Origin of the sequence: Stenotrophomonas sp. Y6 (genome assembly GCF_022436665.1) — a bacterium.
In the GTDB taxonomy this organism is placed as follows: Bacteria; Pseudomonadota; Gammaproteobacteria; order Xanthomonadales; family Xanthomonadaceae; genus Stenotrophomonas; species Stenotrophomonas acidaminiphila_A.
Genome location: NZ_JAKUKB010000009.1, coordinates 196,036 through 206,487, shown reverse-complemented (window position 1 = coordinate 206,487; position 10,452 = coordinate 196,036). Strand labels below are relative to the sequence as shown.

Annotated in this window: 13 protein-coding genes; 7 read left to right on the top strand and 6 right to left on the bottom strand. The window is 71.4% G+C overall.

The features are described from left to right. Nucleotides 1-294: 294 nt before the first annotated feature. Both MKP15_RS12480 and MKP15_RS12475 read left to right on the top strand, forming a co-directional pair. Nucleotides 295-540 (top strand): hypothetical protein, encoded by a 246-nt coding sequence (locus MKP15_RS12480; RefSeq protein WP_240212907.1) that lies wholly within the window; start codon nucleotides 295-297, stop codon nucleotides 538-540. Nucleotides 541-747: 207 nt separating this feature from the next. After that, nucleotides 748-1,035: a hypothetical protein gene (locus tag MKP15_RS12475; protein ID WP_104937878.1), complete on the top strand. Its 288-nt coding sequence runs from the start codon at nucleotides 748-750 to the stop codon at nucleotides 1,033-1,035. A gap of 113 nt (nucleotides 1,036-1,148) precedes the next feature. Here the strand turns inward: MKP15_RS12475 and MKP15_RS12470 are convergent, their stop codons facing one another. The 4 genes from MKP15_RS12470 to MKP15_RS12455 all read right to left on the bottom strand — a co-directional run bounded on the left by MKP15_RS12470 (nucleotide 1,149) and on the right by MKP15_RS12455 (nucleotide 4,080). After that, complete coding sequence (locus tag MKP15_RS12470) at nucleotides 1,149-2,441, bottom strand: sensor domain-containing diguanylate cyclase (protein WP_240212906.1); 1,293 nt, start codon at nucleotides 2,439-2,441, stop codon at nucleotides 1,149-1,151. Beyond that, nucleotides 2,429-3,193: an EAL domain-containing protein gene (locus MKP15_RS12465; RefSeq protein ID WP_104937877.1), complete on the bottom strand. Its 765-nt coding sequence runs from the start codon at nucleotides 3,191-3,193 to the stop codon at nucleotides 2,429-2,431. The genes MKP15_RS12470 and MKP15_RS12465 overlap by 13 nt, the downstream gene beginning before the upstream one ends. A gap of 78 nt (nucleotides 3,194-3,271) precedes the next feature. Continuing rightward, nucleotides 3,272-3,937: an oxidoreductase gene (locus tag MKP15_RS12460; protein ID WP_240212905.1), complete on the bottom strand. Its 666-nt coding sequence runs from the start codon at nucleotides 3,935-3,937 to the stop codon at nucleotides 3,272-3,274. Nucleotides 3,938-3,948: 11 nt separating this feature from the next. Further along, entirely contained in the window at nucleotides 3,949-4,080 is a 132-nt protein-coding gene (locus MKP15_RS12455) for a DUF2256 domain-containing protein (protein WP_240212904.1), read from the bottom strand. A gap of 213 nt (nucleotides 4,081-4,293) precedes the next feature. On the opposite strand from MKP15_RS12455, the gene MKP15_RS12450 reads away from it, so the two are divergent. The 4 genes from MKP15_RS12450 (at nucleotide 4,294) to folE (ending at nucleotide 7,974) form a co-directional block, all read left to right on the top strand. Further along, nucleotides 4,294-4,872 (top strand): lipocalin family protein, encoded by a 579-nt coding sequence (locus tag MKP15_RS12450; protein ID WP_240212903.1) that lies wholly within the window; start codon nucleotides 4,294-4,296, stop codon nucleotides 4,870-4,872. Next, a complete protein-coding gene (locus tag MKP15_RS12445; RefSeq protein WP_240212902.1) occupies nucleotides 4,869-5,621 on the top strand; it encodes a hypothetical protein in 753 nt (250 codons plus the stop codon). The genes MKP15_RS12450 and MKP15_RS12445 overlap by 4 nt, the downstream gene beginning before the upstream one ends. After that, nucleotides 5,618-7,147 (top strand): cryptochrome/photolyase family protein, encoded by a 1,530-nt coding sequence (locus MKP15_RS12440; protein WP_240212901.1) that lies wholly within the window; start codon nucleotides 5,618-5,620, stop codon nucleotides 7,145-7,147. Before MKP15_RS12445 ends, MKP15_RS12440 begins: the two co-directional genes overlap by 4 nt. 107 nt (nucleotides 7,148-7,254) lie before the next feature. After that, entirely contained in the window at nucleotides 7,255-7,974 is a 720-nt protein-coding gene (gene folE, locus MKP15_RS12435; protein WP_104937873.1) for a GTP cyclohydrolase I, read from the top strand. 64 nt (nucleotides 7,975-8,038) lie between these two features. Here folE and MKP15_RS12430 read toward each other — a convergent pair whose 3' ends face one another. Next, nucleotides 8,039-8,707: a ChrR family anti-sigma-E factor gene (locus MKP15_RS12430; protein ID WP_104937872.1), complete on the bottom strand. Its 669-nt coding sequence runs from the start codon at nucleotides 8,705-8,707 to the stop codon at nucleotides 8,039-8,041. Next, on the bottom strand, nucleotides 8,704-9,342 hold the full coding sequence (locus MKP15_RS12425; RefSeq protein WP_104937871.1) for a sigma-70 family RNA polymerase sigma factor: 639 nt from the start codon (nucleotides 9,340-9,342) through the stop codon (nucleotides 8,704-8,706). Before MKP15_RS12425 ends, MKP15_RS12430 begins: the two co-directional genes overlap by 4 nt. 144 nt (nucleotides 9,343-9,486) lie before the next feature. Here MKP15_RS12425 and MKP15_RS12420 point away from each other — a divergent pair, with 144 nt between their 5' ends. Beyond that, nucleotides 9,487-10,452 carry a fatty acid desaturase gene (locus MKP15_RS12420; protein ID WP_161614231.1) on the top strand — a complete coding sequence of 322 codons (966 nt, stop codon included), beginning with the start codon at nucleotides 9,487-9,489 and terminating at the stop codon, nucleotides 10,450-10,452.

The window sequence follows — 10,452 nt, the reverse complement described above, 5'->3', positions numbered from 1 at the left end:
CAACGCCTCCCCGCACCCGGCGCCCTGCCGCACACAGGCACGCGCCGGGCCCTGCATCTGCCGCCGGTTCCGGCCCCCGCCGTGCGCACTTCCGGCCATCCGCAGATGCATGGCGCCGCACGGGGCGGGCCTCCAGACAGACCCGATGCAAACCCTGTTCCCGCCTGCGGGAGCCGGGACCGTCGTCGCGCGCCCGCGCGACGGCCCACCCACGCCGTTGCCGCCGGCCCTGCCCGGCCGCGACGGGGCAACGCCACCATGACCCGGGGCCCGTCGCCCCGCAGGAGAGTGCCCTTGAAAGATGTGAACATGTTCCTGCAGGGACCCGGGGCGGAGCGCCGCGCGGTCAGCGTGCTGGCGACCGAGCGCGTGCCCCTGGAGACACTGCTGTGCCACGCTCCCAACGCCGGCGCCGGCGTCCTTGTCGACCTGCATGTGCTGGTCGATGCGCAGGGCAACCTGGCCCGGCAGATCGACCATGAGGGCCTGCGCTACCGGTTCAGCGGTTCGAATGCGACCTGGGTGCTGGTGGTCAGCTGACCGCCGCGGCGTGAAATCGCCCGCGCGCGCATCGACGCGGGGATAACGGCGGCCCCCGCTACCCTGACGCCGCGGTACCGGCCGCCCCCGCGATGGCGCCGCGCGGCGTCCGGACGGCGGCAGGGTCGGCGGCAGCCGGTGCGCCCTTGGCAGGCGGCCGGCATTGCCCCCGGCCGGGGTACCGCGCAGCCACAGGAGGAACCCGCCATGGTCAAAGCCGTCCCGAGCCGCCTTCCCCCGCCGTTCCACTGGGTCGAGGAACCCGATCGCAAACGCCTGTGCCTGGGCGGGGTCAAGGTGCTGGAAATCTGCCGGCGCAACCTCGGCTGGATCGTGGAGGTCTACCTGCACGAGCCGTCGCGCCCGTTGCCGATCATCGCCGTGCGCTCGGCCAGCGCCGGCATGCGCTGGGGCGCGCGCTGGGCCAAGCAGCACATGCGCATGCTCACCCAGCTGGCACGCGATCCCGGCGCGCCGGGGCATCCGGCGCACTGAGCCGGCGCGGCGCCGCCAGGCGACCGTCTCCGGACCGCGCAGCGAGCGCATGGCCGCGGCAACCGCCCGGGCCGGCCCATGCCCGGTGCCGGCCTGGGTGCGCTGCCGCGCGCTCAGCACCTGACGGCGTTGCGGCCCTGGCGCTTGGCGCGGTACATCGCCAGATCCGCGCGCCGCAGCAGTTCCGATGCGCTCTCGCCCGTGGCCATCTCGGCGACGCCGGCCGAGATCGACAGCGAGAACAGGTCCAGCTCATTGACCCGCGTCGTGTTGACCTGCTGGCGCAGGCGCCCGGCCAGCTCCATGGCCTGCGCCAGGGTGACGCCGGGCAGGATGACCAGGAACTCCTCGCCGCCCCAGCGGATGGCGCGGTCGTCGGCGCGCACGCAGGATTTCAGCACCCGGCCCATGCACGCCAGCGCGTCGTCGCCGGCCTTGTGCCCGTGCACGTCGTTGATGGCCTTGAAGTGGTCGATGTCGGCCATGATCACGCTCAGCGGCCGGGCCGACGCCTGCGCCTGCGCGACCAGCCCGTAGAGCTGTTCGGCGCCGGCATGCCGGTTCAACAGCCCGGTCAGCGAGTCGATGGTCGCCATCTCCATCAGCCGGCACTCGCGCTCGACGCGTTCGCTGACGTCCTTGCCGGTGCTGATGTAATGCGATATCCGGCCACGGCCGTCGCCGACCGGTGCAATGCTCTGCTCGACGTGGATCTGGCGGCCGCTCTTGTGGCGGTAGGTGAAGGTGGCGCGGAACGGCTTTCCCTCGCGCAGGCAGACCCGCAGGTTGCGGTAGAACAGCGGGTCCTGGTGCGACGGGTACAGCATCCGCGCCGACTGCCCGAGGATCTCCTCCGGCGCATAGCCGGTGAGCCGGGCAAAGGCTTCGTTGACGAACACGACGCCGGTGTCGCGCCCGGTGATCAGGATCGGGTCGATCGCGGCATCCAGCGCCTGCAGCAGCAGCCGGCGTTCCTGCTCGGCGGCAATCCGCGCGCTGATGTCATTCTGCACCGACACGAAATACGCGATCGCACCGCTGGCGTCGCGCACCGGGGAAATGCTCCACTCCACCGTGTAGGCACGGCCGTCGGCGGCATAGTTGACCGTGCTGCCGGCGAATGGCAGCCCCTGCTGCAGGTGCCGGCGCAGCGAGGCCATCAGCGCCCGGTCGGTGAGTGGACCCTGCAACAGGCGCGGGCTGCGGCCGAGCAGCTGCTCCGGCCGGTAGCCGCTCATGCGGCAGAACGCCGGGTTGGCGTAGACGATCAGCGGGCCGCCGCCCTCCAGCCCGGCATCGGTGATGAGCACCGCGCTGGTGCTCTGGTCGACGGCGTGGGCAAGCACCGCGGGACTGGCGGCGCCAAGCAGGTCCAGCGCCTGCCCGTCATCACTCAGGCGACCCACGGTATGTCCGCCTCATGCGCGATGCGCTCGAACTGCGGGCGCCCGAACCAGTAGCCCTGCATCAAGCCGATGCCGAGGTCGGCCAGGCAGCGCGCCTCGTCCGCGGTCTCGATGCCTTCGGCGATCACCTCGATGCCCAGCTCCCGGCACATCGCGACCACGCCGGCGACGATCGCGCGCCGCGGCGGGCTCTGGTCGATCGCGCGGATCAGGGCCATGTCCAGCTTCACGATGTCCGGCTGGAAATCGGCCAGCAGGGTGAGCCCGGCGAAACCGGCGCCGAAGTCGTCGATCGCGGTCTTGAAGCCGATCCGCTTGTACTCGCTCAGGATCTCGGCCAGCCAGCTGCCATCGCTGACCTGCTCGCCCTCCACGGTCTCGAAAATGATCTGCTCGACCGGGAAGCCGTAGCGCCGCGCCGCGCGCAGCGTGGAGCGGATGCACAGCTCGGGCCGGTAGATGGCGTTGGGCAGGAAGTTGATCGACAGGTACGAACCCATCTGCAGCCGCGACGCGGTCTGGATCACCTTGTCGCGGCAGGCCTGGTCGAACGCATAGCGGTTGGACGCGGTGATCCGCGACAACACCGAAGCGGCCGGCTCGCCGGCGGTGCCGCGCACCAGGCCTTCATGCGCGAATATGCGGCGCGCGCGCACATCGACGATCGGCTGGAACGCATAGCTGAACTCGAAATCCAGCGGCTGCGCGTCGACGCACAGGGCGCAACCGGCGCGCGTGTCGGTGGAGTTCATGCGGTGGGTTCTTTGCGCCGTGGGTGGGCGAAGGATAGCGGCTGCCACGCAACCCGGGCCAGCCACCCGCGCTGGCGGTCAACCGGCATGGGCGGCGATATCGGCGTTCTCGACGACTGCCGGCCGCGGCCCGGGGGCGATCACCAGCCGCAGCAGGCAGCGACCGATCGCCTCGGTAGTGGTGAATACCCGTGGGCAGGCGCCGGCCAGCAGCGCCAGCAGCGGGTCGCCCAGCGCGTACAGGCCGCGGCGCAGCCGGTGCGGCGACACCGTGCCGTGCACCGGGCGGACCACGCCGGGGCGCACGCTGGTGTGGGCCAGCCCGCTCCGCACCAGCACCTGCTCGGCTTCACCCTTGACCCGCAGCGGCATCAGCGCACTGCCGGCATCGGCCCCCATGCCGGAGATGTACGCCACGAAGCCACCGGGGTTGGCGCCGGCGTACGCCGCCAGCACCCGTTCCAGCGTCGCCACGGTCGCCTCGCGGTACGCCGCCTCCGACAGGCCCAGCGGCATCGGGCCGGCGCAGTACAGGCAGGCGTCGTGGTCGCGCAGGTCGATCGCGGCCAGCGCCCCGGCGGAGAACTCCGGCGCCAGCAGCACCTGCACGCGCGGATCGGGCGAGGCCAGCGGGCGCCGGACCAGCACGCTCACCGCCTCCACCTGGTCCGAGCCCAGCAGCACGCGCAGCACGCCCTGGCCGACCAGGCCGGTGGCGCCCACCAGCAGAATGCGCTTGCCCATGACGTCGTTCCTCAGTTGCGCCCACGGCAACGCCGCGAACAGTAGCGCACGCTTTCCCAGTCGCGCGCCCACTTGCGGCGCCACGCGAACGCACGCCCGCAGGCCGCGCAGATGCGCTGCGGCAGCTCGGCCTTCGTGCGCATGCGCGGCATCAGTGCCCCCCCGTCCACAGGGCCCGCGGAGCCGGCGATGCAGAGGCGAGCGCAGGGGCAATGACGGTGCGACGGGTGGACATGGCGGTGGCCCGGGGCGGCAGTGCAGTCACCGGCTTGTACGCAGGCGATGGGCACTTGGATGCATCCATGGCGGCCGTTGCTGCGTAAACCCCGGCATCTCCCCGATCACGGATGCATGCCATGCGCCTTGCCCGGCCCTTCCTCCTGCCGCTGCTGATGGCCACCCTGCTCAGCGGCTGCGCCCAGGCCAAGCACCCTCCGATCACGCCGGTGAGTTCGGTGGACCTGCCACGCTTCATGGGCCGCTGGTACGTGATCGGGATCATTCCCACCCGCCTGGAGCGCGGCAACCACAACCCGGTGGAAACCTACCGCCTGGACAGCAAGGGCCAGGTGTGCACCTGGTACCGCTACCGCCCCGGCGGGTTCCAGGCGCCGGTGAAGCTGCTGGCATCCACCGGGCTGGTGCAGCCCGGCACCGGCAATGCCGAATGGAAGGTGCGCTTCTTCGGGCTGTTCAAGGCGCAGTACCTGATCGGCTGGCTGGCGCCGGACTACAGCCAGGTCATGGTGGTGCGCGATGCCCGCGACTACCTGTGGTACATGGCGCGCACCCCCAGCGTGCCCGACGCCGACTACCAGGCCATGCTGCAGCGCGCGGCGGCGCTGGGCTACGACACAACGCGGATCGAGCGGGTTCCCCAGCACTGGCCTGAAACCGGCCAGGACAAGGACACCTTCGATGGAGCATGCCGATGAGATGGGCGGTACTGCTGCTGGCGCTGTCGATGCCGCTGGTCGGGTGGCTGTCCAACAGCGGCCTGCTCGGCCCGACCAACGGCGAAATCTCCGCGCGCTACCCGACCCTGATCGTCGCCGCCGGCTACGCGTTCGCGATCTGGGGCCCGATCTTCGCGCTGGACGTGGTGTTCGGCATCGGCCAGCTGGTCACCGGCGAGGACAGCTGGCGGCTGCGCCGCATCCGCCGGTTCACCGCCGCCGGCTTCGCCCTGACCTCGCTGTGGATGGTGGTGTTCACGCGGCAGTGGTTCTGGCTGGCGCTGGCGGTGATCTGGCTGAGCCTAGGCTGCCTGTTGGCGGCCGCGTGGCTGGCCTCGCATACCCGCCGCCACGCGCGCCAGCCATGGTGGCAATGGCTGCCGCTGTCGCTGCACGCCGGCTGGGTGTCGCTGGCGGTGTTCCTCAATGTCGCCCAGGTGGTGGTGGCGTTCGAACTGCTGCCGGTCGATCACATGCTGCCGTGGACGCTGCCCCTGTTCGGCCTGGCGGCGATGCTGCTGCTCAGCATGCTGGCCATCCTGCGCGGCAACCCGTGGTACGCCCTGCCGGCGGTGTGGGGGCTGCTGGGCGTCTATGTGCGCCAGATCCAGTCACCGCTTGCCGGCGCCACCGTGGCGGCGCTGGTCGCGCTGGCACTGGCGGTGCTGCTGGTCGCGGTGGCCTTGAAATACGCGCTTTCCCCGGCGCTGCCGCCGGACCCGCCGTGACCTGCGTGCGGCTGCTGCTGGGCGACCAGCTCGATCCGCGGCACCCGTGGTTCGACCACACCGATGCGGACGTGCTGTACGTGATGATGGAAGTCCGCCAGGAAACCGACTACGTACTGCACCACGCGCAGAAGATCCTGGCGATCTTCGCGGCGATGCGGCGCTTCGCCGCGCACCTGCGCGCGGCCGGCCACCGGGTCGACTACCTGGCGATCGACGATGCCGGCAACCGCCCGTCACTGGTGGACAACCTGGACCGGCTGCTGGCGCAGCACGCCGCCACCGCGCTGGAATACCAGGCGCCCGACGAATGGCGGCTGGACGCGCAGCTGCGCCGGTACGCGGCGCGGCAGGCGATCCCGGTGCGCTGCGTGGACAGCCACCACTTCCTGGCCGGACGCGGGGAGGCGGCCCGCTTTTTCGGCAGCCGCGGGCGCTGGACCATGGAGCCGTTCTACCGCCACATGCGCCGCCGCCACCACGTCCTGCTCGAACCCGACGGCCGGCCCATGGGCGGGCGCTGGAACTTCGATGCGGACAACCGCAAGCCGTGGCGCGGCGATCCCCCGGAGCCGCCGGATACCCGCCCGCGGCATGACCTGCGCGCGCTCTGGCAGTGCATCCAGTCCGCCGGCGTCGCCAGCTTCGGCGATCCGCAGGCGCATGCGCTGCGCTGGCCACTGGACCGCGCCGAAGCCCTGCAGCAGCTGCAGGCCTTTCTCGACCACGGGCTGGCGCATTTCGGCGACTACCAGGACGCGATCAGCGCGCGGGCGCCGCGGCTGTTCCACTCGCTGCTGTCGTTCGCGCTGAACGTGAAGATGCTCGACCCGGCCGAGGTCATCGCCCGCGCCGAGGCCGCCGCCCACGATGGCCGCGCGCCGCTGGCCGCGGTGGAGGGCTTCATCCGCCAGATCCTGGGCTGGCGCGAGTACGTGCGCGGGGTGTACTGGGCGCGGATGCCTGGCTATGACCAGTGCAATGCCTTCGGCCATGACCTGCCCCTGCCGGCCTGGTTCTGGACCGGCGATACGCACATGGCCTGCGTGCGCGGGGCGATCGGGCAATCGCTGGCCCACGCCCATGCCCACCATATCCAGCGGCTGATGGTGATCGGCAACTTCGCGCTGCTCGCCGGGCTCGACCCGCAGGCCCTGCACCGCTGGTACCTGGGCATCTACATCGATGCCTTCGAGTGGGTCGAGCTGCCCAACACCCTGGGCATGAGCCAGTTCGCCGACGGCGGGCTGCTGGCCACCAAGCCGTATGTATCGGCGGCCGCCTATCTGCACCGGATGGGCGACCACTGCGGCCAGTGCCGCTACCGGCGCGACCTGCGCACCGGCGCCCGCGCCTGCCCGTTCAATGCGCTGTACTGGGACTTCCTGGACCGGCATGCGCCGCGGCTGGCGCACAACCCGCGCCTGGCCCTGCCCTACCGGCAGCTGGCGCGGATGCCGGCCGGCGAGCGCCAGGCCCTGGCCCAGCAGGCCGCGCAGCTGCGGGCGCGGCTGGACGCGCTGTGACCCTGGGCACATCCAACGCGCCGATGCCCGCGTAAGCACGACCATGCCCCGGGCCTGCGGCGTCCGCCGGACCGGGCCTCCCCCGCCCCGCTACCGAGCGCTCTCCCATGTCCCAGCCACCGAACGACCCCACCCTGCTCGACACCCTGCTGCCGCTGCCGGTGTCCGAGCGCGTCCGCCAGCGCCTGCTGCGCGCGGGCCAGCGCTTCCATGCCAACGACAACATCGCCGGGCACCTGCATGCCGGCGAGCTGGCCGCGATCGAGGACGAGGTTGCCGCCCGCGCGCAGGAGCTGCTGCGCGCGCTGGTGATCGATACCGACAACGACCACAACACCCGCGACACCGGCCGCCGGCTGGCGAAGATGTTCGTCCGCGAGCTGTTCGCCGGGCGCTACCAGCCAGCGCCGGCGGTGACCGAATTCCCCAATGCCGAGCGCCTGAACGAACTGATGATCGTCGGCCCGCTGCGGGTGCGCAGCGCCTGCTCGCACCACCTGTGCCCGATCATCGGCCAGGTCTGGATCGGAGTGCTGCCCGACGCCAACTCCAACCTGATCGGCCTGTCCAAGTATGCGCGGCTGGTCGAGTGGATCATGAGCCGGCCGCAGATCCAGGAGGAGGCGGTGAGCCAGATCGCGCAGCTGCTCGAACAGCGGCTCCGGCCCGACGGCCTGGCCGTGGTGATGGAAGCCGACCACTACTGCATGCACTGGCGCGGGGTGAAGGACGACGGCTCGAAGATGACCAACAGCGTGATGCGCGGCAAGTTCCTGAGCGACCCGGCGCTGCGCCGCGAATTCCTGTCGTTGCGCCACCGCGGCTGAGCCAGCCGCGCTGCCGTGCTGCCGGGCCGGCAATGGCCCGGCAGCGGTGTCCGGGTGTGCCCGGCTACAGGCCGACCATCGGCTGCATCTTGCGCGCCAGCCAGCCACGGAACTGCAGCGGGCCGTCCAGCGCCGCCACGCAGACGCATGGCACCCCCGGCGAGGTGATCGGCCGGTGCTCGATGTCGCTGTCCAGGTCGGCCATGTCGCCCGGGCCGAAATGGCCCAGCTCGTCGTCGTACGCGCCCTGCAGGATCTGCGTCAGCTCGCTGCCGTGGTGGCTGTGCAGGGGGATGCTCTTGCCCGGCGCGATCTTGAGCATGACCAGGGTGTCGCCACTGCCCGCCGCGGCACGCACCAGATGCACGCCGGGGGCGACCCAGCGCCAGCGCAGCGCCTTCCAGGTGCGCCCGAAGTAGGGATGCAGCGCCCGCGGCAGCAGCTCGGCCGGCCGGTGCATCGGCGCCGGGGCCGGTTCGGCCGCGGCCGCCGGCAGCGGCTGCTGCAACCGGGCCAGGATGTCGCCGCGCAGCTGCGCCTCGCGCGCCGAGGCCACGGCCGGTTGCTGCTGCAGCAGCAGCGCGCCGCCGACGTGCTCGGCCGCGGCCAGCTGCCGCCGGCAGTGCGCGCACCCCTCCAGGTGGGTCGCCGCCACCGCCGCCATGGCCGCGGACAGGGCGCCGGCGGCGTGGCTGACCAGGGTGGCCGGATCCAGGTGATGGCGCGGGCTCATGCGGCCCCCTTCACGCTGGACTGCAGCTGCTGGAAGGCGCGGCGGATGTACGACTTGACCGTTCCCAGCGGCATGCCCAGCTCGTCCGAAATCTGCTGGTGCGACTTGGCTTCGAAGTAGGACATGCGGATCAGGCGTGCTTGGATGGCGGACAGGCGTTCGATGCGCTCGTTGAGGTCGGCATGCGCCGCATAGCTTTCGGCCGAGGAAAAATCCGGATCCTCGGTCTCCTGGCAGAACTCCAGGCCGTCATCGTCCTGGATCTCCACCGCGGTCCAGTGGGTCTCGCGGCGCAGCCGGTCGATGTGCAGGTTGCGCGCGACCCGGAACAGCCAGGTCGACAGCGTACTGCGCGCCGGATCGTAGCTGTCGGCACGCTGCCACAGCCGCAGCAGGGCTTCCTGCGCCAGCTCCTCGGCCACCACCTCCGGTGCACCGAGCCCGCGCAGGTACAGCCGCACGCGCGGCGCGAAGTGATCGTAGATGCGCATGAAGCAGCGCTGGTCGCGCTGCAGGGCGACGGCCTGCATCTGCGCGGACCAGTACCCGGCACTGCCCAGGCTTGTTTCGGCGATCGACATGACTCTGGCCGCCTCGAAGGGCGACAGGTCTCCAGGGTGGGCGTCCGGGCACATGGTAGGGCAGTTGGCAGGCGGTGCGGGCATCTGCCTGCTTGTACGCGGACGGCCCCGGTTTGGATGCAGGCCGGCGGCCACGGCGCCTGCATCCAACGGCGCGGCAATACCGTATAGAAGGGCGTACCCCGCGGACCACCGGCAATGCCCCTGCACCCAGCTCCTCCCCCTGCCCCGCCCGCCTCCCCGGCGCCCGCCCGTGTCCTGCGCAGCCTGCGCCTGTGGTTCGACAGCGCCGCCGCGGCGCCGGCCAACGATGCCGATGCCGACCGCGTCGACTGGCTGCGGGTGCTGCCGTTCGTGCTGCTGCACCTGGGCTGCGCCGGGGTGATCTGGGTCGGGGTCTCGCCGGTGGCATTGCTGGTGGCCGGGGTGCTGTACGTGGTGCGGATGTTCGCGATCACCGGCTTCTACCACCGCTACTTCTCGCACCGCAGCTTCCGCACCTCGCGCGGGCTGCAGTTCGTGTTCGCGCTGATCGGCGCGGCCAGCGTGCAGCGCGGCCCGTTGTGGTGGGCCGCCCACCACCGCCACCACCACCGCCATGCCGACCAGGCGCAGGACCTGCACTCGCCGCGGCACGGCTTCTGGCGCAGCCACATGGGCTGGTTCATGACCCCGCGCGCATTCGCCACCGACCTGAGCCGGGTGCCGGACCTGGCCCGCTACCCGGAACTGCGCTGGCTGGACCGCTACGACGTGGCGGTACCCGTGGCCATGGCCATCGCCCTGTACGCCACCGGCGCGCTGCTGCAGCACCTGTGGCCGGCGCTGGACACCAGCGGCGCGCAGTTGCTGGTGTGGGGGTTCTTCATCTCCACCGTCGTGCTGTTCCATGCCACGGTGACGATCAATTCGCTCTCGCACCGCTTCGGCAGCCGCCGCTTCGAGACCGCCGACGACAGCCGCAACAATTTCCTGCTGGCGCTGCTCACCTTCGGCGAGGGCTGGCACAACAACCATCATTTCTACTCCAGCAGCGCCCGCCAGGGCTTCCGCTGGTGGGAAGTGGACCTGACCTGGTACGGCCTGCGCCTGCTCGCCCTGCTGGGCCTGGTGCGCGACCTCAAGCCGGTGCCCGCCTGGGTGCTGGAACGGCGGGAGCGCTGA

Excerpts from the sequence above, each read along its gene's own strand:
- MKP15_RS12420 (WP_161614231.1), top strand. The coding sequence starts at position 9,487 with ATGCCCCTGCACCCAGCTCCTCCCCCTGCCCCGCCCGCCTCCCCGGCG.
- MKP15_RS12430 (WP_104937872.1), bottom strand. The coding sequence starts at position 8,707 with ATGAGCCCGCGCCATCACCTGGATCCGGCCACCCTGGTCAGCCACGCC.
- MKP15_RS12475 (WP_104937878.1), top strand. The coding sequence starts at position 748 with ATGGTCAAAGCCGTCCCGAGCCGCCTTCCCCCGCCGTTCCACTGGGTC.
- MKP15_RS12425 (WP_104937871.1), bottom strand. The coding sequence starts at position 9,342 with ATGTGCCCGGACGCCCACCCTGGAGACCTGTCGCCCTTCGAGGCGGCC.
- MKP15_RS12455 (WP_240212904.1), bottom strand. The coding sequence starts at position 4,080 with ATGCGCACGAAGGCCGAGCTGCCGCAGCGCATCTGCGCGGCCTGCGGG.
- MKP15_RS12465 (WP_104937877.1), bottom strand. The coding sequence starts at position 3,193 with ATGAACTCCACCGACACGCGCGCCGGTTGCGCCCTGTGCGTCGACGCG.
- MKP15_RS12460 (WP_240212905.1), bottom strand. The coding sequence starts at position 3,937 with ATGGGCAAGCGCATTCTGCTGGTGGGCGCCACCGGCCTGGTCGGCCAG.
- MKP15_RS12450 (WP_240212903.1), top strand. The coding sequence starts at position 4,294 with ATGCGCCTTGCCCGGCCCTTCCTCCTGCCGCTGCTGATGGCCACCCTG.
- MKP15_RS12445 (WP_240212902.1), top strand. The coding sequence starts at position 4,869 with ATGAGATGGGCGGTACTGCTGCTGGCGCTGTCGATGCCGCTGGTCGGG.
- folE (WP_104937873.1), top strand. The coding sequence starts at position 7,255 with ATGTCCCAGCCACCGAACGACCCCACCCTGCTCGACACCCTGCTGCCG.